This is a genomic window from Ruminococcus sp. FC2018 (assembly GCF_000621805.1).
Taxonomy (GTDB): domain Bacteria; phylum Bacillota; class Clostridia; order Oscillospirales; family Ruminococcaceae; genus Hominimerdicola.
The window spans coordinates 1-23131 of the sequence record NZ_JHXH01000002.1 but is presented as its reverse complement, the minus strand read 5'-3'; the positions used below and the strand labels follow the sequence as shown (position 1 = coordinate 23131).

Annotated in this window: 21 protein-coding genes; 13 read left to right on the top strand and 8 right to left on the bottom strand. The window is 49.1% G+C overall.

The annotated features are described in order from the left end of the window. Positions 1-7: 7 nt before the first annotated feature. From T494_RS0101420 to T494_RS0101405, 3 genes are all read right to left on the bottom strand, one after another. The gene (locus T494_RS0101420; protein WP_028504759.1) at positions 8-793 is read right to left on the bottom strand and encodes a ZIP family metal transporter; all 786 of its coding nucleotides are present in this window, start codon (positions 791-793) and stop codon (positions 8-10) included. A gap of 242 nt (positions 794-1035) precedes the next feature. Then, on the bottom strand, positions 1036-1965 hold the full coding sequence (locus T494_RS0101410; protein WP_028504758.1) for a ParB/RepB/Spo0J family partition protein: 930 nt from the start codon (positions 1963-1965) through the stop codon (positions 1036-1038). A gap of 39 nt (positions 1966-2004) precedes the next feature. After that, entirely contained in the window at positions 2005-2820 is an 816-nt protein-coding gene (locus T494_RS0101405) for a ParA family protein (RefSeq protein ID WP_028504757.1), read from the bottom strand. A 314-nt stretch (positions 2821-3134) separates the two neighbouring features. Between T494_RS0101405 and T494_RS0101400 the strand changes: the two genes are divergently transcribed. Both T494_RS0101400 and T494_RS0101395 read left to right on the top strand, forming a co-directional pair. After that, positions 3135-4061 carry a ParB/RepB/Spo0J family partition protein gene (locus T494_RS0101400; protein ID WP_051539842.1) on the top strand — a complete coding sequence of 309 codons (927 nt, stop codon included), beginning with the start codon at positions 3135-3137 and terminating at the stop codon, positions 4059-4061. Positions 4062-4320: 259 nt separating this feature from the next. Then, a complete protein-coding gene (locus T494_RS0101395; protein ID WP_028504755.1) occupies positions 4321-5859 on the top strand; it encodes a hypothetical protein in 1539 nt (512 codons plus the stop codon). Positions 5860-5903: 44 nt separating this feature from the next. Here the strand turns inward: T494_RS0101395 and T494_RS0101390 are convergent, their stop codons facing one another. Together T494_RS0101390 and T494_RS11890 are read right to left on the bottom strand one after the other, a co-directional pair. Next, positions 5904-6443, bottom strand: a complete 540-nt coding sequence (locus T494_RS0101390; protein ID WP_028504754.1) for an NUDIX hydrolase — start codon at positions 6441-6443, stop codon at positions 5904-5906. Beyond that, complete coding sequence (locus T494_RS11890) at positions 6444-9071, bottom strand: YfhO family protein (RefSeq protein ID WP_242836363.1); 2628 nt, start codon at positions 9069-9071, stop codon at positions 6444-6446. A gap of 245 nt (positions 9072-9316) precedes the next feature. Between T494_RS11890 and mnmE the strand changes: the two genes are divergently transcribed. From mnmE to T494_RS11885, 8 genes are all read left to right on the top strand, one after another. After that, on the top strand, positions 9317-10681 hold the full coding sequence (mnmE, locus tag T494_RS0101380; protein ID WP_028504753.1) for a tRNA uridine-5-carboxymethylaminomethyl(34) synthesis GTPase MnmE: 1365 nt from the start codon (positions 9317-9319) through the stop codon (positions 10679-10681). After that, a complete protein-coding gene (locus T494_RS0101375) occupies positions 10671-11243 on the top strand; it encodes a DinB family protein (RefSeq protein WP_347490835.1) in 573 nt (190 codons plus the stop codon). Before mnmE ends, T494_RS0101375 begins: the two co-directional genes overlap by 11 nt. Positions 11244-11330: 87 nt before the next feature. Next, positions 11331-13211 (top strand): tRNA uridine-5-carboxymethylaminomethyl(34) synthesis enzyme MnmG, encoded by a 1881-nt coding sequence (gene mnmG / locus T494_RS0101370; RefSeq protein WP_028504751.1) that lies wholly within the window; start codon positions 11331-11333, stop codon positions 13209-13211. A 120-nt stretch (positions 13212-13331) separates the two neighbouring features. Further along, positions 13332-14021 carry a 16S rRNA (guanine(527)-N(7))-methyltransferase RsmG gene (gene rsmG / locus T494_RS0101365; RefSeq protein ID WP_037343657.1) on the top strand — a complete coding sequence of 230 codons (690 nt, stop codon included), beginning with the start codon at positions 13332-13334 and terminating at the stop codon, positions 14019-14021. Positions 14022-14181: 160 nt separating this feature from the next. Beyond that, positions 14182-14973 (top strand): TatD family hydrolase, encoded by a 792-nt coding sequence (locus T494_RS0101360; protein WP_028504749.1) that lies wholly within the window; start codon positions 14182-14184, stop codon positions 14971-14973. Between the two features lie 85 nt (positions 14974-15058). After that, complete coding sequence (locus T494_RS0101355; RefSeq protein WP_028504748.1) at positions 15059-16015, top strand: glycosyltransferase family 2 protein; 957 nt, start codon at positions 15059-15061, stop codon at positions 16013-16015. A 2-nt stretch (positions 16016-16017) separates the two neighbouring features. Continuing rightward, the gene (locus tag T494_RS0101350) at positions 16018-16572 is read left to right on the top strand and encodes an SseB family protein (RefSeq protein WP_028504747.1); all 555 of its coding nucleotides are present in this window, start codon (positions 16018-16020) and stop codon (positions 16570-16572) included. 148 nt (positions 16573-16720) lie between these two features. Continuing rightward, entirely contained in the window at positions 16721-17431 is a 711-nt protein-coding gene (locus T494_RS11885) for a hypothetical protein (protein ID WP_051539838.1), read from the top strand. Positions 17432-17504: 73 nt separating this feature from the next. Here the strand turns inward: T494_RS11885 and cls are convergent, their stop codons facing one another. Beyond that, positions 17505-19088 carry a cardiolipin synthase gene (cls, locus tag T494_RS0101340; RefSeq protein ID WP_051539833.1) on the bottom strand — a complete coding sequence of 528 codons (1584 nt, stop codon included), beginning with the start codon at positions 19086-19088 and terminating at the stop codon, positions 17505-17507. A 196-nt stretch (positions 19089-19284) separates the two neighbouring features. Between cls and T494_RS13725 the strand changes: the two genes are divergently transcribed. Continuing rightward, a complete protein-coding gene (locus tag T494_RS13725; protein WP_155983999.1) occupies positions 19285-19461 on the top strand; it encodes a hypothetical protein in 177 nt (58 codons plus the stop codon). A gap of 69 nt (positions 19462-19530) precedes the next feature. Here T494_RS13725 and T494_RS0101330 read toward each other — a convergent pair whose 3' ends face one another. Continuing rightward, complete coding sequence (locus T494_RS0101330; protein ID WP_028504745.1) at positions 19531-19902, bottom strand: DUF4363 family protein; 372 nt, start codon at positions 19900-19902, stop codon at positions 19531-19533. Then, positions 19899-20582: a DUF421 domain-containing protein gene (locus tag T494_RS0101325; RefSeq protein WP_051539830.1), complete on the bottom strand. Its 684-nt coding sequence runs from the start codon at positions 20580-20582 to the stop codon at positions 19899-19901. Before T494_RS0101325 ends, T494_RS0101330 begins: the two co-directional genes overlap by 4 nt. A gap of 230 nt (positions 20583-20812) precedes the next feature. Here T494_RS0101325 and T494_RS0101320 point away from each other — a divergent pair, with 230 nt between their 5' ends. Further along, a complete protein-coding gene (locus T494_RS0101320) occupies positions 20813-22777 on the top strand; it encodes a zinc ribbon domain-containing protein (RefSeq protein ID WP_028504743.1) in 1965 nt (654 codons plus the stop codon). Positions 22778-22881: 104 nt separating this feature from the next. Next, the coding region (locus tag T494_RS0101315) for a transposase (RefSeq protein ID WP_028504742.1) at positions 22882-23131 on the top strand (250 nt) is incomplete at its 3' end.

The following is a 23131-nucleotide window of genomic DNA, read 5'->3' as shown; positions in this document are numbered from 1 at the left end:
AGCGCTTTCAGCCCAGTCCCACATCCAGCATCATCATTACGGCAAAGCCTATGGCGAACATTATCGTGCCGATATTTGAGTGAGAGCCTTCCTTCATCTCGGGGATAAGTTCCTCCACCACCACATAGAACATTGCCCCTGCGGCAAAGCTGAGCAGATAGGGCATTATAGGCAGGAAAAAGCCTGCAAAGAAAATGGTGAGAAGTGCCCCCACCGGTTCCACAATGCCCGAGAGCACGCCAAGACCAAAGGTCTTTTTCTTTGACATTCCCTGTGCGCAAAGGGGCATGGAAACGATAGCACCCTCGGGGAAATTCTGTATCGCAATTCCTATTGCCAGAGCAAGTGCGCTTGCCATGGTGATGTTATGGTCACCGTACAGCCAGCCTGCGTAAACGATACCCATAGCCATGCCCTCGGGGATATTGTGCAGCGTTACCGCCAGCACCAGCTTTGTGCTGCTGTCAAGTCCGCTCTTTGGACCCTCCTCGCTGCTGTCAATATGCATATGAGGGATAAGCAGGTCAAGCACCAGCAGAAACAGCATCCCCACAATAAATCCCAGCACCGCAGGGATAAACGAAAGCTTGCCCATGCCGTTTGTCCTTGCCATTTCAAGGGACGGCAGCAGCAGACTGAAAAAGGATGCCGACGCCATGATACCCGACGCCATTCCCGATAGGCTCCTGCGCAGCTTGTCGTTTATCTCCCCTTTGAGGAAAAATACGCAAGCCGAACCCAGGCTTGTACCCACAAGGGGTATTATAATACCGTACAAAACTTTTATCCACATGATCTCACACCTCATTCAACTGTTAGCATCTGCTAACAAAACGATATTATATCATATATATTCCAAAAAATCAAGCACTTGCCTGCCCGTCTTTCAAAAACAGCTTTTCAAAGCCATCTGCATGAAAAAAGCGTCCCTGCTGCACAGAGCCCGGAAAAAATCCGGGCATTAAAAACCGGTGCCTGCCTTAAAAAGCAAGCACCGGTCTTTTTCTTTGTTATGTACGGTATCCCCGGTCTGTGTCAATACTTCACCAGTATCTCCGCCAGAGCTGACAAAACCTCGGCTGCCTCCACCGACTTGGGAATGGTAATGTTTACCATCTTGTCCCCTTTGCCTGTGATTTTTGCTTTGGTCTTAATGCTGGAATTGTCGTTGACGGTTATCTCAAACTCTTTCAAAAACGGGTCCTCGTGCTTCAGCGACGCCCTCTTTTTCCTTGCCTCTGCGCCCTTGTCCCCTGTCCGGACAAGGTTCTTCACCTCGTTCTCCAGCTCTCTCACCGAAAGCCCGCCGTTCACCGCAAGGTCTGCCGCCTGCACCTGGATCTGCTCATCGCTCAGCCCTGCAAGCACCTTTGCGTGACCCACCGACAGCTTCCCACGGTCAAGGTACTTCTGCACCGGCTCTGCCAGCTCCAGCAGCCTTACCGCATTGGCAATAGCCGAGCGGGACTTCCCCACCGCCTTTGCCAGCTCCTGCTGGGTCATGAAATACTTGTCCATAAGCTGCTTATAAGCCATTGCCTCCTCAATGGGGGTCAGATCCTGCCTCTGGATATTCTCGATAAGCGCAAGCTGCATCACCTGTTTTTCGCTCAGCTCCCTGACATAAACGGGCACCTCTTTAAGCCCTGCGCTGCGTGCCGCCCGCCAGCGTCTCTCCCCTGCCACAATGCGGTATCCTCCGTTGTCAAGGGGTGTTACCAGTATGGGCTGGAGCAGACCGTTTTCCTTTATGCTTTCCGCCAGCTCCTGTATTTTTTCATCGTCAAAATCTTTTCTGGGCTGTCCTTTGTTAGGCTCCACCAGCGAGATGCTCACGATGGTGATGCCGTTTTTATCCTCCTGCGTCTGCTGCTTTGTATCCTGCTCCTGCTGCGCAGCCGACGGGGCAAAATTATCGCTGAAAAGTGCGTCAAGTCCTCTGTTCATTCGTGCTTTTTTGCTCATTTTAACTCTCCTTTTGCAAAATGTTCCACGTGGAACAATTTATTCTCCCTGCTTTGCAGCCGCTTCCCTGGCTTTCTTTTTCTCACGCTTTATCATTTCCCTGGCAAGGTCCTCGTAAGCCTTTGCGCCCTTTGATTTCTTCTCGTAGTATATCACAGGCTCTCCGAAGCTGGGTGCTTCCGAGATGGCAACGTTTCTTGGTATCACCGTGTTAAAAGTCTCCTTGGGGAAATGCTTTTTCACCTCTTTGATTATCTGCTCCGTGAGCTTGTAGCGGGCAACGCACATTGTAAAAAGTATGCCCTCCACCTCAAGCTTGCTGTTCCAGGTCTCACGGACTCTGCTCACAGTCTGGTGAAGCTCCACCAGTCCCTCCAGGGAGAGGAACTCGCACTGTATGGGTATAATCACCGAATCCGCCGCAACAAGGGCGTTTATGGTGAGCATATCCAGCGTAGGCGGGCAATCTATAAAGATGTGGTCGTAAAAATCCGCCGCATCCTTGATACATTCCCGCAGCCGCATCGCCCTGTTTTCCATGGTCAGAAGCTGCACAGATGCACTGGCAAGGTCCTGTGTGGTAGGCACCACCGACACTCCCCTGAAAGCCGAGGCTGCCACTGCCTCCTGGAGCTCACAGTCCCCTAAAAGCACATCATATATTGTGTTGCGGATACTCTTTTTAGATATTCCAAGGCTGGTGGTGGTGTTGCCCTGGGGGTCAAAATCTATGATGAGCACCTTTTCGCCCCTTGCGCCGAAAACCGCCGCCAGGTTTACTACGGTGGTGGATTTTCCCACGCCGCCTTTCTGGTTTGAAACTGCAATTATCTTTCCCATTCTGTCTGCACGCAAATCCTGCGTCCTCCTTTCGCCATGCCGGCGGCAGCTCAACCTCTGCCTGTCGCCGCATTCCGCTTTTTATTATACAACATATTTTTCTTTTTGCATAGTCCTTTTTTAAATTTTTTTGCCTTGTATTTAACTGTTCCACGTGGAACAATTTTCGGCAAGATTCGGTAAAAGGCTTGTGAGATACTGTAAAAAGGGGAGGCTTTTGAGCGGACGGAACGGATTTTTGCTGTAATTTTTGTTTATTTTCCTGTGATAAGGGTATAGAGCCCGGGCAGGGGCTATGGTAAAATAGAGGCAAAAAGGAGGTCGAAAACATGAGCATTTTACAAAAAGCATTGGACAGGGTACTTGTGGGGGACGAGGAACGCATGGGCTTGGGTGAGGATATTTACCACGGACAGAAAAGGGAGCTTCGTCACGTTAAAGAGGTGGGGAAGATATTTGACATCTCGGTGGGGGATATCCGAACAAATCCCAATCAGCCCAGAAAATATTTTTCTCCGGGGGAGCTGACGGGACTTGCAAAAAGCATCTCCCAGGACGGTATAATCCAGCCTCTGACCGTCCGCAGGACAGAAGGGAGCTTTGAGCTTATCTCCGGGGAGCGCAGGCTCCGTGCGGCAAAAATGGCAGGGATGAACACCGTTCCGTGCATTCTTATAAACGCCGACAGAGGACGCAGTGCAGTTATGTCCCTTATTGAGAATATACAGCGGTGTCAGCTGGGATTTTTTGAAGAAGCACAGGCGATGGAGCGGCTCATACGGCTTTACGGGCTGACCCAGGAGGAGCTGGCTGTGCGGCTGGGTCTGGCACAGTCCACGGTGGCAAACAAGCTCAGACTTTTAAGGCTCACCAAGGAAGAGCAGGACATTATCACCGACACAGGACTTTCCGAGCGCCACGCCCGTGCACTTTTGCGCATCGACCAGCCGGACGAACGCAAGGAGATACTTCTCAAGGCGGTAAAAGGGAAGTGGACGGTGACCCAGCTGGAAAGCTACATCAAGACAAGGGAGGAGAAAGCCCTGCGGGAGATGTCCATAAGAAAGAGTGCAGGGCTGCTCAAGGACGTGAAGATGTTTTTCAACACCGTGGACAAGGCAGTGGAGGTCATGCGGCTTGCAGGGGTAAAAGCGGACACCCGGAAGGTGGAGCACCAGGGGTATATCGAATACATTATCACCATTCCCGCAGGGGAGCAGCAGGAGCAGGAGCATTCACAAATTGTACAGATGTAGAATGTTCCACGTGGAACAATGGGGACACAGGTCCTTTCCCCGGGGTTTTTGTCCCGAAGCCCGGCAAAATTGCTATATTCTGGGAATTTAATACCGCAAATCCCCGATTCGGGAAATGTTTAGTAAAAACATAGAACAGATATGCAAAACAGATAAAAAAATTTAAGAAAGAGGTACTGCTTTTGTGCATTAAAATTAAACTTCATATGTGCTATACTTAGGCTAAGGTATTGTACGCATTTTCAAGGAGGTGGGTAAAGTGAGCGGAGCAGGAAAGCTTAAAAGGACCTTTCTGTGTCTGGCAGTTCTGACTTCGTGCCTTGCGCTTTTCGCATGGCAATCAGACAACGGGACGGATATGGCATCCGACGACACAACTTTATCTATCGCCGAGCAGGACAAGTCTTACACAGACAGCTCCTCCACAGACAGCGACAGCAGCAGGGAAGCCGAGTCTACCACCACCACTGCCACAGCTGCCTCTGCGGCAGTCACCACCTCTGCCAGCGCAGGGGAGGAGACCGTATTGTACATACATATGTATGACTACACCCTTTTTAAGGACAAGGACAACATCTTCCGGCTGAAGAACAAGGACAGCGTTGTTGTGGAAAACGGAGAGGTCGAGGCGGATAACAAAGACATAATCAAGATCACCTGCAAGGATAACAAGGTCACCTTCAAAAAAGGGGACACCGAAATAACCGAGTTCGTTTTCAACAAACAGAAAGTTGAGAAAAAGGGCGATCAGATCTATTACGGCGGAAAGAGGATGGCTTACACCGACAAGTCCTATTCCAGCTATGATCTCGGCGGCGGACTTGTGCTCAAGCACGAAAGCTCGGGCAAGTTCAAGCTTTATAAGGACGGCAAAGAGGTGGTTCAGAGCACCTTCAAAGCAGACGACGGAACAGAGCTTACCATTAAGGCGGCAAGGAACGGTCAGGGAGTTACCGTGACAGACCCATCGGGCAAGACTCTTACCTATTTCCAGCACGGGGGACAGGTGGTGAACGTATCCGAGGACAGCGTTACCATCGGCGGCAAGAAGCTGATGCCGGCAAATTCATCGGACGTATCCACCGCAGCTTCCACCACCACTACCACCCCACGCCAGACCATAGCAAACTGGGACGGCACAGACACAACGGCGTTGACTCTTGAAACATGGAACACCCAAAAAGCCACTACAAAGGCGACGACTAAGGCGACTACAAAGAAAACAGCCGCAAGCAGTTCTTCCGGCGGCAACGTTATAATTGCAAACCCAATCTATCCGCAAAACGACGGAAGAAACGTCAAGATAAAGAGTATTCAGGACTATTCCGCACAGTTCGTTGCCCTTTTGAAACAAAGAGGGCTCAGAAGCGACCTTACCGCCGATACCAGTGGCAAGCTGCTTGATGCGGCAAAGATGAGGGCGGAGGAGTATACCTACTATCCAAAGGACGCACACACCAGACCTGCCGCAAGGGCTGTTGGCGGAGACAGACACTACTACACCGTATTCACCAACGTTGGCATAAAGGCATATCTTCTCAAGCGTGACTACGCAAGCGTTGAAAACCTGTGCAACGGCTGGGGCGGCGACGACGAGACGGTTCACGGAAAGCCGGCGTGGGCACTTGAAAAGTGGCTTGCATCAAAAGACCCCTACCCCAACCACAAGGACAATATCCTTAACACCAACATCAAAAAGCTGTCGGTTGTCTGCGTTACCACCGAGGAGACACGAAGCGGCTACACAGTGACCGGACATTACTGGGTAATGCTTGGATTTTCAAACGATATCGCATAACAAAAAAGACCCGATCTTTCGGGTCTTTTTCTTTGCCTTGCATATTAAATTCCGTGGAGCTTCAGATAAGCTTTTATAATTGCAAGCTGGGTCTTTGAGTCGGGAAGCTTATTGTCCATTGCCATTTCAAATGCCTCTTTAAGGGGCATTTTTTTAACGTCAAGGAACTCTCCGTCGTCAAGGTGCTGCTGTGAAAAGCTCAAGCCCCTTGCAAGATACATATGTATCTTTTCCGTGTTGTACGCAACGGTGGGGTAGAGCACTCCCAGATATTCAAAGCTCTCTGCCTCTGCCCCTGCCTCTTCTTTAAGCTCACGCCGTCCGCAGGTCTCCGGGTCCTCGCCGTATTCAAGCTTACCTGCGGGCAGCTCGGTAAGGACCTCTTTGTAGGGATAGCGGAACTGCTGGACAAGGTAAATGTTCTCCTGTTCGTCCAGAGCCACAACGCACACGCCGCCCGGGTGGCGCACCACCTCACGGAAGGTCTTGTACCCGTTGTCAAGCTCCACATCGTCGCAGTAGAGCTGGACAACTTTGCCGTCATATACTTTTTTGGAGTTTACCGTTTTTTCTATCGAGTACATCTATTCTTCCTCCGTTTTGTCAAGACTGTCAAGCTCGCTCATCTGAGTCTCGTATTCGCTGTCGGGAACATCCTCAAGAAGCTCGGGGTCGTCAAAATCGTCAGAGTCTTCACCGTCTTCCTGCTCAAGCACATCGTCAGTCTTGTCGGTCTTATCGTTTTCGTCTTCGCTGTCCTTGCCGTCAGCGGGCTTCTTTTTCCTTCTTGCCACAAAGCCTGCTATGTCCTCACGTCTGAAGAACACCACATAGCCAAGCCAGATAACTGCGCCTGTACCTGTGATCATCAGTCCTTCGGTAAAGAATCTCATGCGGTAGGTGAATTTTATGTCGTTTTCGCCCTTATCGCAGGCAACTGCGCAAAGTCCGAAGTCCACCTTTATTACCTCGGCATCCTTGCCGTTGACGGTGGCTTTCCAGCCCTTGTCGTAAGGCACCGAGAAGAACACCAGCTTTTTGTCCCCAAGAGTTATCTTTGCGTCAAAGCCGTTTGTGGACTCCTTGAAATAAGAGCAGCTCTGGGCACGTCTTTGTGCACAGTTCTCGTTGTACGCCGCAACGGTATAATCCGACGGCTTGAACACGGTGTATTTTACATAGTCGGCATACCTCATTACCGTATCTGCGTCAAGCACCAACGCCTTTGTGAGCGCCACCGATTTGTTGGCATCGGTCATGCCCTTTATGTCTTCCTTGCTGCAATAATAATCAAAGGCAAATCCCATGGGGATATAGTTTTTGTTCTCATATATCCTGAATCCGTTTTGTCTGCCTGCAAAGCTGAAACCGATAAGGTTGCCGGTATATTCCTGTGTGGCACCCTTTGGAAGCTGGGACTGGTCAAAGTAATATTTTACCGACAAAAGGCTGCGCAGTCCGTAGAGCTGTGTATCGATACGGGACGCAACGTCACGGGTCTGTCCCAGTTCGGTGTAAAACTCCATGATAGAGGTATTGACCACGCTGTGGAAGCAGCGCATAGAGGAAAGTCCCCAGAACATACACCAGTTATCCACGTCAGGGGAGGTATCTATCCTGTAAAAGCTGTTGGTGGGGTTGGTATATGAGCTTTGCTGCTCAAAAAGGTCCATATCTATTTTTTCCGAGCCGTTGATACCACGGGCGATATAGTCCTTCGGGGACTCGGTCTGCATAGAACCGTAGGTCACACAGGTAAACATACACACTCCTGCGGCAACGGCGGTAAGTATGCAGGCGGCACGCTTGAAGTTGAGGCGTATCCTTGCCAGCAGCTCCTCGCCTGTGGAGCTTCCCATAAGGTAGATAAGCACCGCAAGCAGGATCAGCATAATTATGGTGACAGCCGCCTGGATATAGTAAAACTCGGGATATTTGGGCAGTCTGGCAAATACCAGCTTGCCGTTTTCGTCCTTGGGCAGAAGTCCGATGCCCAGGATCACAACGTCCACCGCAAGCACAGGTATAAAGCCTTTTTTCAGATCGTCCTTGTTCTCTGCGATGACCTTTGCGGTAATAAGGCACATAAGCAGGATAGGCATATAATACCACCTTGCGTAGTAGGAGGCATTGAACATTACGAAGGAACTGTTAAGTATAGGCACGCACGCCATTATCATGAATACATACACCGAGCGTGTGAGCCAATGCTTTTTCCTTGTGCGCATAAAGCCGATAACTCCCGCCATGGAGAACAGGGGAAGATAGCCTGCCAGAGATGCCCACCTTGCACGGTCGGAGGCAAATATATTTATCCTTGCAGGCATATCGTTGAGCATAAAGAACGCCTGGAAGATACGTGGGATACGGGTGGACTCGTTGTACACAACCATGTCCAGCCCCCAGAGCCTTTCGGTAAGCCTTGGGTTTTCCACTATGTCCATGCACGCCGGCAGGAACATAAAGGCGGCAATGGCTATACCGATAACGGCTTCAAAGATAAGCCAGAAGAACTTTTTGAAGGTGATGCGAAAATCCTTATCGGTGCAGCGCAAAAAGAAATACACAACAAGGAACACACATTCACCGATAAAGAAAAAGTAGCTGTTTATGGCGTTGATCGCCATTGCAAGGGCAAATCCGCCTTTTTTGTTGTCCACCACCAACCGCTCAAAGCCTATGAGAATAAGAGGGAAAAGGGCAGTGGCATCGTGGAAGTGGTTAAAGAAAACGTTGTATATCTGAAAGCCGGAGCAACCGTAGAGCAGTCCGCCGATAAAGCAAGCCGACGGGTCCTTGACAAAGCGTCTTATATAGGCATAGGCAAATACCGAAGCTACGGCGGTTTTCAGGGCAAGAAGCCATGGTATCATATACGGTACGAAGGAGGACGGGAAAAGGGTAGTCAGCCAGAAAAAGGGCGAACCCAGCAGGTAGAATGAGTATGACCCGATAAAGCTGGAGCCCAGGTCGGTGCCCCAGTCCCAGCCCAGGCTGCCTGCCTGAACGGAATCGTGGGCGTGCTGATAAAACATTATCTGCTGGGAGTTGAAGTCACCGTAATAGGTGAAGATACCGCCGTTTAGTATCATTCTTGGCAGGAACGACAGCATCATTATCCCGAAGGACACGATAAACAGCAGCAGATATTTTTCCTTTTGTTTTTTCGCCGGGCTTTTAAGGAATCCCGGTCTGTCCATAACAGCTTCCATTTTTATTTCCCTCTTTTTGAAATTTTTACACCGCACACCCCGACAGCCATACAAAAGTCAGTCCAAAGGCAGCTTTGTAAAACAGCTATTGCAAAATCACAATATATTATAACACACCCGCAGGGATTTTTCAACAGTATTTGAATTTTTGCCGAACAAAAAGGGGGTGCGCTTTACAAAAGATATTTATTATGGTATAATACATTGGTCAATAAATTACAATAAAACGAATGGGGGGAACTTGCGTGTCCACTATATGTGCAATCTCAACGCCTCTTGCACAGGGGGGTATCTCTGTAATACGCATAAGCGGAAAGGACGCTTTAAAGGTGGCACAGGCTGTTTTCAAGCCTCTGAGCTGCAGCGATGTCCCCTCAATGGCAGGGTACAGCTGCGCCTACGGACAGATAGTTGACGGGCACAAGGCTGTGGACGACGGTGTGCTCACCGTATTCCGTGCCCCAAGGTCATACACCGGGGAGGACGTTTGCGAGATATCCTGCCACGGCGGAATATATGTTACCAAAAAGGTGCTGCGGCTTTGCCTTGAAAACGGGGCGGAGCCTGCGGACAGGGGAGAGTTTACAAAGCGTGCTTTTTTAAACGGCAAGCTGTCGCTGACCCAGGCGGAGGCGGTAATGGACACCATTTCCGCACAGGGCGAATACGCTCTCAACTCGGCAAACCTTGTACGCAGCGGAAAACTTTTTGAGCAGATAAAGGCTCTTACGGACAAGCTTGTGGACATTCTGGGAGAGCTGGCGGCATGGGTGGACTACCCGGAGGAGGACCTTCCGGCAGTGGAGCAGTCTGCCCTGGAAAGCAGTCTGGACGGCGGGATAAAGTCCCTTGACAGGATACTTGAAAACTACGACCGGGGGCTTATATTCAAAAGCGGCATCGACACCTGTATCGCAGGCAAGCCCAACGTGGGCAAATCGGCTCTGATGAATATGCTGCTGGGCTTTGAAAGGTCCATAGTCACCGATGTTGCAGGCACCACAAGAGATGTTATACAGGAAAGCGTACAGCTGGGAAGCGTGACTCTGAAGCTTTCCGACACCGCAGGGATACACGACACCGGGGACAGGGTGGAACAGCTGGGTGTGGAGCTTGCCAGAAAGCAGCTTGACAGCGCAATGCTGATACTGGCGGTGTTTGACTCCTCTCGTGAACTTGATGCGCAGGACAGGCAGCTGCTGGAGTACATTTCGGGGCTTGACAAAAAGCGGCTTATAATTTTCAACAAGACCGACCTTGAATCGGCTGCGGACAGGACAAAGCTGGAGAAATACGGCAAGGTCATAGAGATCTCCGCCAAGAACGGCGAGGGGCTTGACCGCCTGCAAAGTGCGGTGGAGGAGCTTTTCGGCGTGGGAGATCACGATCCCGACAGCGATATTTTCGCAAACGAGCGGCAGATGTACTGCGTCAGGACCGCACACAGATATCTCAGCGGCGCACTGGAAAGCCTGCGCTCGGGACAGACTCTTGACGCTGTTACGGTGATGATAGACTTCGCCGCAAACGCCCTGCTGGAGCTCACAGGGGAAAAAGCCACCGAAGCGGTGGTCAATAACGTATTCAGCAAGTTCTGTGTTGGAAAATAATCCGATAAATCGGAATTTAGAACAGGAGGATTTTATAATGAATGAATTATGTATGATAATAAAAGAAATGGCGAAACCGAATTTTCTGAATATCAGAACATCTATTCAGACTTATGACAGAGATGCAATATGCTGCGGCGCTCCGTGTTGGAGATGGGCGTATCATGCACTTCATTCAGCTGATAAATGGTTTATAAATCCTTGTTTATATGATGAACCGCCTTTTCATGAAGAGGGGCTTGACAATCCTGACAAGCCTGCCTCAGTTACCTTGTCTGATGAGCAGCTTCTTGATTACCTTGACAGTGTAGAGAAAAAAACATATGCATATCTTGATTCTCTTACAGATGAAATGCTGTATGAATGTCCTGAAAACTGTGAGCATACAAGAATGGAATTGGTATTGAGACAATTCCGTCATATTTCATTCCATACAGGAATGCTTAACGGACAGACTGCCGTAGCAACAGGAAAATTTCCAATGTGGGTATCTCAGGCTGACAAATATGTTGATGACGGGATTCTTTTTGGCAGATACCGAAAAGGACAAGTAACAAAATAAGTTATGATAATGCAAATTCTGATTTATCGTAGGGATACATTTTTAAAACAGCGCATAGACACATCACACAAAGGAGATAATGTCACCATGGCAACGGCTGAAACAAGAGAATATTTCGACATTGCTGTTATAGGAGCAGGGCACGCAGGGTGCGAAGCTGCTCTGGCTGCGGCTCGCCTTGGCATGAGGACCGCTCTTTTCACCATAACCCTTGACTGCGTGGCAAATATGCCCTGCAACCCCTCTATCGGCGGCACAGCAAAGGGACACCTTGTGCGTGAGATAGATGCCCTGGGAGGGGAAATGGGCAAGGCTGCGGACAGGACTCTTATACAAAGCAGGATGCTCAACAAAGGCAAAGGTCCTGCGGTACACTCCCTTCGGGCGCAGATAGACCGCACGGCTTACCACGACCTTATGAAAAACACTGTGGAAAAGCAGGAAAACCTGTTTCTGAAGCAGGCGGAGATAACCGACATAATGTTTGAAAACGGCGCAGTTTCAGGTGTTAAGACAATGCTGGGGACAATATACCGCTGCAAGGCGGCGATAATCGCCAGCGGAACGTACCTCGGGGGAGTGATACACGTTGGTGCGGTGTCTTACCCCAGCGGTCCGGATTCGGTGAAGCCTGCCCAAAAGCTTACACAGAGCCTTGTTGACGCAGGTGTGGAGATACGCCGTTTCAAGACGGGCACCCCTGCCAGGGTCCACAAACGCTCAATAGACTTTGACAAGCTTGAAAGGCAATGCGGCGACGAGGACATTGTTCCGTTTTCCTTTTCCACAAAGGGCGGTCTGAGCAACAAAGTGGAGTGCTACGTTGCATACACAAACGAAAAAACGCACAAAATAATAAAGGACAACATACATCTTTCCCCCATATATTCAGGGCGGATAAATGCCATCGGACCACGCTACTGTCCCTCCATAGAGGACAAGATCATGCGCTTTTCCGACAAGCCGAGGCACCAGCTTTTTATTGAACCCATGGGGCTGGGCACGGAGGAATACTATCTTCAGGGAATGAGCTCCTCTCTGCCCGAATTTGTCCAGCTGGAGTTTCTGCACTCCATAGAGGGGCTGGAGCGAGTGGAGATAATGCGCAACGCCTACGCCATCGAGTACGACTGCTGCGACCCCACACAGCTGCTTGCAACGCTGGAGTTCAAAAAGATAAGCGGACTTTACGGCGCAGGTCAGTTCAACGGCACATCGGGCTATGAGGAAGCTGCCGCACAGGGACTGGTGGCAGGTGTGAACGCCGCTTTGAAGATAAAAGGCGAGCCGCCCCTTGTTCTTGACAGGGCAAGCTCTTACATCGGCACACTTATTGACGACCTGGTGACAAAGGGCTGTTCCGACCCTTACAGAATGCTCACCTCACGCAGCGAATACAGACTGCTGCTGCGCCAGGACAACGCAGACATAAGGCTGCTGCCTGTGGGACACAGAGTAGGGCTGGTGAGCGACGAAGCGTATGAGCATCTTCTCAGAAAGAATGAACTAATAGCAAAGGAAATAGAAAGGGTGAGTCATGTGAACCTTGCCCCCTCGGAGAAGCTCAACAAGCTGCTGGAGAGCGTGGGCACAGACCCCCTCACCAACGGGATAAAGCTTTCACAGCTGATAAAACGCCCGGGAGTGAGCTATGAGGCTCTGGGGGAGTTTGACAAGCAAAGACCGCCGCTGGACAAAGAAGTCACCGAGCAGGTGGAATTGCAGATAAAGTACGAGGGATATATAAAGATACAGCTGGAACAGGTGGAGGCAATGCGCAAGCTGGAGAGCAGGGCTCTGCCCCCGGAGCTTGATTACAGTACCGTGCCCAGCCTGCGGCTTGAAGCCATCGAAAAGCTCAACAAGATAAAGCCGCTGTCGGTAGGGCAGGCAAGCCGCATAAGCGGCGTGAATCCGGCAGACGTAGGGGTGCTGCTGGTATGGCTGGAGCAAAACAGCAGAAAGTGACCTTGGGAAGCAGCCGGGAAACCCCACGGTCACTTCATAAGATAACACTCAACACACACCGCAGTATGCGGATAAACACTAAGAAGGAAGGTGCTTACGGTGCTTGACAAAGAAAGATTTATGCAGATTTTTACCGGCGCAGGTATTGCTGTGACCGACGAGCAATTTGAAAAGTACGACAGATATGCACAGATGCTTTGCGCATGGAACGAAAACATAAACCTCACAGCTATAACCGACCCTGAGGGGATAGCGATAAAACACTTTTTTGACAGCGTTTTCCCCTTTTTCACGGTGGGCATACCCCGTGACAGCACGCTTATAGATATAGGCACAGGGGCAGGCTTCCCCGGCTGCGCAGTAAAGATATGGCGTGACGATATTAAACTTACGCTGCTGGACAGCCTTCAGAAGCGGATAACCTTCCTGGCACAGCTTTCCGACTCACTGGGACTGGGGGCGACCTGTCTGCACGCAAGGGCAGAGGAGCTGGGACGAAACGGAGAATTCCGTGAGCGTTTTGACTTTGCCACGGCAAGGGCGGTGGCGAACCTGAGCGACCTGTGCGAATACTGTCTGCCTTTTGTAAAACAAGGGGGCAGCTTTATCGCCCTCAAAGGCTCGGACGCCAAGCAGGAGATAGATTCTGCCGCAGGAGCAATAGAACTGCTGGGAGGCAAGCTCTCCCTGGTCAAGGAATACACCCTGCCAAACGGCGACGGCAGGACGCTTGTGGTCATCGACAAGGTAAAAGCCACCGATGAAAAATATCCCCGCACCGGTGCACAGATGAAAAAGAAACGGCTTTGACAAACGCCGGTATATGTGGTATACTAACTGTGTTTATTTTTCATTTATATCCTATCAGCGCAATTAAGGATATTCCCGCAAGGGGGACAAAACGGCAAAGCCGCTTTTGACCTTGTTTCAAAAAGGTTTCCCCCTCAACTATGTTGAAAGGAATGTACAAATGAACAATATATTTGATTCCCACTGTCATTACGATGACCACTGGTTTGACCATGACAGGCAGGCGGTGCTTGACAGGGTGCTGGGCGAAGGCTCGTGCGTCAGCTATGTCAACCATGCCGCAACCGACACTGCTTCGGCATTGTTCGGGATAGAATGTGCAAAAAAATACAAAAACTTTTATACCTCGGTGGGCTTTCACCCGGAGTTTGCAAACGTTCTGCCCCCGGACTGGGAGCAGAAGCTGGAGGAGCTGTATCTTGCGGCAAAAGCCACAGGCAAGCTTACGGCGATAGGCGAGATAGGTCTTGACTATCACTACGAAGGGTATGACAGGGAAAAAGAGATAGAGGTTTTTGAAAAACAGCTTGTCTTTGCAAAGTGCAAAGACCTGCCTGTTATAGTCCATTGCAGAGATGCCACTGCGGACACCATGGAGCTTTTGAAAAAGCATGGCTCAAGGGGAGTTATACACTGCTTTTCCGGCTCCGGGGAAACTGCTAAAGAAGCTGTGGACATGGGCTTTTATATCGGCTTTACAGGTGTGCTGGCTTTTAAAAACGCAAAAAAAGCCCTGAAGGCTCTGGAGCAGGTGCCAATGGACAGACTGCTGCTGGAGACCGACTGTCCGTATATGGCTCCGCCCCCGTACAGAGGGCAGCGGTGCGAAAGCCCCATGATAGCAGAGGTGGTCAAGGTGGTTGCGCAGCAAAAAGGACTCACCACCCAGCAGGTGTGCGATATGACCTGCGATAACGCAAAAAGGCTGTACGGCATACATACCCCGGAATAGCGCCGGAAAAAAGACGGGACGGATAATATCCCCCAAAAAGCGGCTCGGGGAAAATAAAAATAAAAAAGTATAAGGAAAGATCAGAATGCTTGAAAAACTTTACATCGTAATTCCATGCTACAACGAGGAGGAGATGCTGCCTATCACCGCAAAGGCTCTGCTTGAAAAAATGCAGGAGCTGGTAAGCGAGGAAAAGATACACCCCGACAGCAAGGTAATGTTTGTTGACGACGGCTCAAAGGATAAGACCTGGGAGATAATCACCAAGCTTTACGGTGCGATCCCCTATTTCACAGGGGTGAAGCTCTCCCGAAACAAGGGTCACCAGAACGCCCTGCTTGCAGGCATGAACACAGCGGTAAACTACGCCGACATCATCATCTCCATGGACGCCGATCTTCAGGACGATATAAATGCCATTGACGGCTTTCTGGAAAAGCGTGCCCAGGGGTGCGAGATAGTTTATGGAGTAAGAAGCTCCCGTGACAAGGACACCCAGTTCAAAAGAGGCACCGCAAGAGGCTATTACAAGCTGCTGTCAAAAATGGGCGTTGAGATAACCTACGACCATGCGGATTACAGACTTATGAGCAAAAAGGCTGTGCTTGCCCTGGCAGAGTTCAAGGAGGTAAACCTGTTCCTGCGGGGTCTTGTGCCAATGGTGGGCTTTAAGTCGGATACGGTGAAATATGTCCGCAACGAGCGTCAGGCAGGGGAGTCCAAATACCCTTTGAAAAAAATGATATCCTTTGCCATCGAGGGAATAACCTCCCTTTCTATCAAGCCCATAAGATTTATAACTTTCCTGGGATTTTTCATCTTCTTTGTTTCAATAATCATGCTCATAAGATTCCTTATAACCTGGGCAATAGGCAACGCTGTCCCCGGCTGGTCAACTATCGTTATTTCAATATGGGCGATCGGCGGGCTCCAGCTGCTTTCAATAGGCGTTATAGGTGAGTATATCGGCAAGATCTATCTTGAAGCAAAGGCAAGACCAAAATATATAATCGAGACCAACCTGGAAGAGGAAGGAGAATAAAAATGGCAGAACAATTCAATGTAAACAACCCCGGCGCAGACCTTAACGACATCGATAACTCTCCCCTTGTGGAGGCTATCGAAAAGATGCGTGAGAATTACACCGACGAAGCAAGGGACGATGTGCTCAACAAGGTGATATTTGACACCACATTTTTCGTTCCGGCGATCTTTGACAGCTCTACCGAGCTTAAAAACGAAAACGACAGACTTCGTTTCAGCGAGCGTCCCAAGGCTCAGTTCGTGCTTATCGAAAATCCCGAGGGCGAAAAGTATTTCCCCGCTTTTCTCACACACGACGATGTTATCGCCTTCAGAGAGGAGCAGAAAATGCCCTGCGAGGCATTCCTGATGACCTTTGCGGATCTTGCGGAGATCGTTGAGCAGCAAAGCGTACTCAAGGGCTTTGTTGTGGATCCCCATGGGTTCAACCTTCCCTTCCCCACAGAGTTTGTCCAGGGTATAAAAAAGACGCTTATTGAGCAGATGGACAAGCTTGAGGCAGAGGAAAACGGGCAGGACAAGCCCGACATCACCATGTCCACCAGCCAGAGCTGACGGCGGTATATCAAACTGCATTACTCTTTATTCCTTTTTTTAGTTAAAATTACGTTGACAAAACTTTTTTACTGTGTTATACTATCTTATGTATATAAATTGTGACGGATTTTTGCCGTTCTTTTTAACGATAAGGAGCAGATGATCGATGGCTGATAAACAAGAGCTTGACCGCATGAATCGTGTCGCTGAGTATATCAACAGATACTATGAATTTGAAGAAGCGGTGGATATCAGCAAACAGAATAAGGAATATCTGAAAACCTACATCAAAGATGATGCAGCAGTAGCCAAAGAGTTCGGCTTGAAGGATAAGATCTTTAAGGAGCTTGGCAAGATCGGAGCAGGTGCAGCGGTGCTGGGTATAACTATGCTGTTCATTTTCGGTATGAGTGCATGGCTGCTGGCAATAATCGTAGCGGTGATCTCCTTTGTCCTGGGCATAGTGGTAGTTTATGTTATGCAGAACATGAAGCTCAACAAGGAAAAGGAAGAGCAGCACGAGATAAACAGAGGTATCCAGGAGCAGATAGAGATACTGGACGGCAGGATAAAGCAGACCGAGCGTCAGTGTGAGGATTACCGCAAGGGACTTGAAAAGCGTCTGGACTTTATCACACCGGATTATATCAGCAGTATCAGCACCATAAAGGGATTTCTTGTTTCGGGAGAGGCTGAGACCTGTGAAGATGCGGTTGCACTTTACGAGCAGGGACTGCTTATGCAAAAGATGACCGACGTTATGTCAAAGAGCAACAGAAAGCCTCTTGATATGGACTTCAAAAAGCAGAAGGAAAAGTTCGGAGATCCTCTGGCACAGATACGTTCTCAGAGAGCTATCAGAAGCAGCAGATTCTGAAAATTCTGAAAATAATAAAAAGACCCGTTTTTGCGGGTCTTTTTTGATGTTTGTTATAAAAATAAGCGATATATTACAGCAAAGGTGCGAAAGGCTTTAGGACAGCCGACGTGAGGCGGTCAAATATTGACCTTGCTTCAAGGTCCTCGGCGGTTATCTCCGTACAGCTGTTTTCAAACATATCCAGCATATCTTCTTTTATATAAGGTATGCAGGAGGAGTTGCGCACATATGTGGCACACTCAAAATGCAGATACAGGCTTCGGTAGTCAAGATTTATTGTGCCCACCACTGCGGTGTCGTCGTCGGAAACAAAGGTCTTTGCATGGATAAAGCCCGGCTCATACTCATAGATCCGCACGCCCAGATCCATAAGGTCCTTGTAAAACGATCTTGTGATCGCATGGACATACCATTTGTCCGGGATATGGGGGGTTATTATCCTTACGTCAACTCCCGATTTTGCCGCATAGCCCAGCGCCGTCACCATCTCATTGTCGGGGATAAGATAAGGGGTGGTGATGTAGATATAATCGTTTGCATTGTTGATAATATCCATATACACCAGCTCGCCCACGTTTTCCTCATCAAGAGGTGAGTCGGCATAGGGAATGATGATCCCGTCGGTAGGGGGGTAGCAGGCTTCGTCCGGGCGGTAGATATCTACCCTTGTGCGCTCGCCGGATATAACGTCCCACATCTGTATGAACATCATGGTGAAGTTCCACACCGCTTCGCCCTTTATCATTATTGCGTTGTCTTTCCAGTGACCGAAACGGTTTTTCTGGTTGATGTACTCGTCGGCAATATTAACTCCGCCGGTTATGCCTACGTTGCCGTCGATAACCAGTATCTTTCGGTGGTCACGGTTGTTCTGCACCGAGGATATCAAAGGACGGAACGGGTTGAAAACCAGGGTCTTTATGCCCTTTTCCTTCATCTTTTCCTTGTATCTGAAGGGCAGTGTGAACTGTGAGCCCATGCCGTCGTATATGAGCCTTACCTCAACCCCCTGCTCCACCTTTTCAAGCAGTATATCAACGATAGCCTGCCACATCTTTCCGTCGTCGATGATGAAATACTCCATGAAGATAAACTTCTTCGCCTTTTTAAGCTCCTGCATCATAACGGCAAATTTTGTCTCGCCAAAGGGCAGATATGTGGCTGAGGAGTTTGTGTACGCAGGGTAGCCCCCTGACATCTGGATATACCGCACCAGCTTTTCAAAATCCCTGTTCTCACGGCGTATGGAGTGCATAAGGACATGGTCTGTCCTGAGATATTTTTTTGTTTCCTTGAGCTTTTTGGCGTATTTTGCTTTCAGCCTCCGGGAAGAATACTGATTGTTGAGCATAAGATAAAGCACCGACGCAAATACCGGCATGGCTATAAGCGGGACTATCCACGCAAGCTTGTATGCAGGGTTCTCGTTGGTGTTGATTATAACAAATGCGAGAAAGATAGCCATCCAGGAAAAGATTATCCGCACATATGCCGATACCGAGCTGAGGGTGGTAAAGGTGAGCAGTATGAAAGCAAATTGCAGCACCAGCAGTATAATAATGGTGGTGCGCTTGGAAAAGGCTATTTTTATAAGCTTTTTAGGTTTCTTTTTCGGACGCTGTTCCGTTCTTACCGCATTGTGTATGGTATGCACAGCCTGCTCCCCTTTCTCTGAGTTATGTATACAGTATGTTATTGGTATTATAACACTTTTATCATATAATTGCAAGAGGCGACAAAACACTGCATTTTTATCTTAAATAATCCCGGAAGAAAATCCTCAGACCCGTTGAAAAAAATAAAAATCTATGTTATAATAACAGCATGGGATTTGAAAGGAGGATCTGTTCATGGAAAAAAAGTTTTATATCACAAAGTCCAGCGGCAACACCGAAGGCTCTGCTCCCGAAATGGACAGGTTCAAGCGTGTGGAGCACCTTAACGAGCTTCTGGGTCTTGGCTGGAAAATAAAAGAGCTGTGCACGGAAAACACCGACACCTATTTTGTCCTTGAAAAAAAGGACTGAGTGTTTGAGGCAGCTGCCCGGCAGATCTCCCGCCCTGTTGTGCCACAGGGCGGTTTTTTTGCGCCTTTTTCAAAATATGGCGGAAAAACATGGGAAATTGCTGTCGTAGACCAGCTGTGCCCAGTGCTCAAGGGCATCAAGCTCCGCAAGAAACTCGCTGCCTCGGCTTTGCATAAGACGGGGCAGCTTTGCCACGGTAAGGGACATCTGCTCCAGCTCGCTGCCTGCGGTGGTGTAGCTCAGAAGAAGATAATGCTCCTTCCAGTAGTCGGTTAGCTGCTCCAGAGCAGGGGCAGCGTCCCTGTTTTCAAGGTACGTCTGACGGGTGAGGGAGATGTACTCAAACAGCTTTTGGTTGCCGGTTTTCAGCCTGCTCACGGAGAAAACACAGATAAACACCACGCAAAGCATTATGGCTATGCTTATACACAGTCTTTTCATTTTGCTCCCCCCTTGTCAAAAGGTATTATCACCGTTTTGCCGTCACTTTCTCCTGTCATAAGAAATACATCCCTGACTCTCAGATGCTGCTGTTTCAGCTTTTTGTCCACCCAAGCCCTGTCAAAGCCAATGGACTCCGGTGCGCCCTCAACCAGTTTCCCGCTGTCAATGACCAGCTGGGGCGGGTCAACGTCTTCCCCCTTGATGTCCAGGTCTTCACAGGTGACGTTCTGGTTTGCCTTTTTCTGATACACGGATATTTTTCCCGTGGTCTCCACCACCGCAAGCTGCACCTGGGAAACGTCAAATATCTGCTGGCTGCGCAGGCTCTGCATAAGGTCATCCACCGAGAAACGCAGATCCTTTATCATTTTCTGGTCTATCTGTCCGTTGGAAATAACTATCTTTGCGCTTCCGCACATGGCTCGCCGCAGCGGGCGGAACTTCAAAGACAGGTGGGACAGCACAACGTCCAGGCTCACAAGAGTGAAAATAGGTATTACGCCCATTATCATGGGTATCTCCGTGTTTTCCACAGGCAGCGTGGCAATGTTTGAAAGCAGCAGGGTTATCACCAGCTCCGAGGGCTGCAGCTCACCCAGCTGCCGCTTTCCCATAAGACGCATTGATGCCACGATAACAACATATAATATCACCGCACGGAAAAAGACTATGAACAAACTGCACTGCACCTCCTTTTTTGCTGTCTTATAAAAGCTTTGACAACCTCGGGGGAGATTATTCCTTTGCACTGTGACAAATGATACAAAAAGCGTGCTGATAAGGGCGTAGAATATGAAAGATTGGTGGAAAAAAGAATATTTTTATTGACAAACTTTTAATAATAATATATAATTGTTTACGTAGGATCGTATGATTATTACAGATCATTTTTTGGGAGGAAATAGCAATGAACACTATCAAGTTTTGTCTCAAATGCGGACATCCGGTAGGACCGGAAGAAAAGTTCTGCATGGGATGCGGAGCTAACATCGCAGAGATGCAGGCTCAGCAGGGCGCAGGCAACGTTGGTGCAGATCAGCCTACACAGGCTCCTCAGCAGGCAGCTCCTCAGCAGCCACAGGGCGGCACTTTCCAGCAGCCTAACAGCGGATTCCAGCAGCCGGGCGCAGCTCCACAGCAGCCCAATTTCCAGCAGCCGCAGTTTGCAGCTCAGCCGGGCTTCGGCACACCGGGTGCAGCAGTTAAGCCGGCAGGCGACAACTGGTTCAAAAAACACCTTGCAATGATAATCATTATTGCCTGTGTGCTGGTAGTCGGTATCGCAGCATTCTTTATCATCAAGCACGTATTCTTCAGATTCCAGAAGATCGATGCCAAGGATCTTTATAAGATTGAGTTCAAGGGCATTGAAAGCTCCGGCGTTGCAACAGCAAAGCTGAACAAGTATTCTGATCTTACATATACAGCATCAGATACTATGAGCAATCTGGGTATCACCGGTGACGATGACGAAGATTCTTCTGACGACAAGGCTGTTTCACCTTACTTTGAGATCACCGAGTCCAAGCTCCTCAGCGCATGGTCAAAGGCCGGCGATGCTAAGGAAGCAAGAAAGATGCGTGACGCTCTGCTCAACGAAAAAGCAGGTCTTAAGATCACCATCAACGACGGCGAGAAGGCAACAGGTCTGAGCAACGGCGACAAGGTAAAGTGCGTTGTTGAGTGCAACGACGATTACCTCAAGGAAAACAACATCAAGATCCAGGAGAAGGAATTTGAGGTTGAGGTAACCGGTCTTACAAACGGCACAAAGGTAGATATGTTCAAGGACGTAGTTCTTAACTTTACAGGTAATGATGGTGCAGGCCGTGTAACTATGAACACAGATGAGGCTTATCCGTTTGTAAGGATCTCTATGAAGGACACCAGCAAGAACGGCAAGCTCTCAAACGGCGACAAGGTAGTTCTTACCGCAAGAATGAGAAACGCTAAGCTTGTTGATTCAAGCGATCCGAACGGCACAGTTACACTTGAATACGACGGAAACTTCTATGTAAGCGAGACCGCTACACAGGAAAAGGAATTTACTGTTGAAGGTCTTAAAGAAATGAAGAAGATCAACGTATTTGAGGGCATCAAGCCTACATACAGATATGCGATCCCTTATCTGAGAGTTACAGGCGTTAACACAGACGGCTGCTCCGAGGAGATCAAGAACGGCGTAAGATTCTATATCAAGGATTCATCCAAGGTCCTCAAGCAGGGCGATAAGTTCGTTGTACTTGCTTATGCAAGAAGCAGCTTCACAGAGTCCGGATATGCTATCGAGGGCACACCTAACGAAGACGGCTACTACGAGAAGGAGTATACAGTAGGCGATGACGCTCCTACATACCTGACAAAGGAAAATGCTCCTGCAAACGTTGAGAAGTTCAACGGCGTATTTGACAAGGTAAAGGCTGACCTTACCAAGAAGGGCGTTGACAGAACTTATATCAGCGGCTTCAGCGCAGGCGGAAAGATCACCGCTATGGCATTCTCCGACAGCAAGACTTATCTCATGGAGAACAACGAGGCTTCTACTTCCAGCACCAAGGCTTATGTTGCCAAGGAATACACCGTATCGGTAACCACCGACAAGGGCGCAAAGACAGCTTATGCTCTGGTACTTATGAGAAACCCTGTTATTTCCGGCAACGAGGCTTCCGTTGACATGAACGACGAGATCCCTTACTACACTGCTTATATGTATGAGAAGCAGGATGATATCAAGTCCCGCCTTGAGAGCCTTAACAGGAACTACTCTCTGATTGAGGTAATGGGCGCAGCAGCTGCAACAACTGCAAAGCCTGCTGAGACCAAGGCAGAGGAAAAGAAGCCTGCGGAAACAACAACCACAAAGGCTGCTTAACCAAAATAATAAAGACCACTCAGATTGAAATGCTCCCCTTTTGTTAGACAATGTGGTATAATAAAAATATACCAATTAGAAATCTAACGAAAGGGGGCATTTTTATGCCTAAAGGAAAACCAAATAAGCGATACACACCGGAATTCAAAATCAAGGTTGTTGAAACGATGCACAAAGAAAAGTTGAGCCACAGGGAAGCAGCACGGGAATTCGATGTGAGTAATCATAATAGAGTCTCAGACTGGGAGCGCATCTATCTTGAAGAAGGCAAAGAAGGTTTTTATGTTGAGCGCCGAGGACGCAAGTCGACAGGCCGTCCTACAAAGCTAAAAAAGGAAGTCCAAGAAGATCTCA

Coding starts and splice junctions, on each gene's coding strand:
- T494_RS0101420 (WP_028504759.1), bottom strand. CDS start 793: ATGTGGATAAAAGTTTTGTACGGTATTATAATACCCCTTGTGGGTACA.
- T494_RS0101410 (WP_028504758.1), bottom strand. CDS start 1,965: ATGAGCAAAAAAGCACGAATGAACAGAGGACTTGACGCACTTTTCAGC.
- T494_RS0101400 (WP_051539842.1), top strand. CDS start 3,135: ATGAGCATTTTACAAAAAGCATTGGACAGGGTACTTGTGGGGGACGAG.
- T494_RS0101390 (WP_028504754.1), bottom strand. CDS start 6,443: ATGTACTCGATAGAAAAAACGGTAAACTCCAAAAAAGTATATGACGGC.
- T494_RS11890 (WP_242836363.1), bottom strand. CDS start 9,071: ATGGAAGCTGTTATGGACAGACCGGGATTCCTTAAAAGCCCGGCGAAA.
- mnmG (WP_028504751.1), top strand. CDS start 11,331: ATGGCAACGGCTGAAACAAGAGAATATTTCGACATTGCTGTTATAGGA.
- rsmG (WP_037343657.1), top strand. CDS start 13,332: ATGCAGATTTTTACCGGCGCAGGTATTGCTGTGACCGACGAGCAATTT.
- T494_RS0101360 (WP_028504749.1), top strand. CDS start 14,182: ATGAACAATATATTTGATTCCCACTGTCATTACGATGACCACTGGTTT.
- T494_RS0101355 (WP_028504748.1), top strand. CDS start 15,059: ATGCTTGAAAAACTTTACATCGTAATTCCATGCTACAACGAGGAGGAG.
- T494_RS0101350 (WP_028504747.1), top strand. CDS start 16,018: ATGGCAGAACAATTCAATGTAAACAACCCCGGCGCAGACCTTAACGAC.
- T494_RS11885 (WP_051539838.1), top strand. CDS start 16,721: ATGGCTGATAAACAAGAGCTTGACCGCATGAATCGTGTCGCTGAGTAT.
- T494_RS13725 (WP_155983999.1), top strand. CDS start 19,285: ATGGAAAAAAAGTTTTATATCACAAAGTCCAGCGGCAACACCGAAGGC.
- T494_RS0101330 (WP_028504745.1), bottom strand. CDS start 19,902: ATGAAAAGACTGTGTATAAGCATAGCCATAATGCTTTGCGTGGTGTTT.
- T494_RS0101320 (WP_028504743.1), top strand. CDS start 20,813: ATGAACACTATCAAGTTTTGTCTCAAATGCGGACATCCGGTAGGACCG.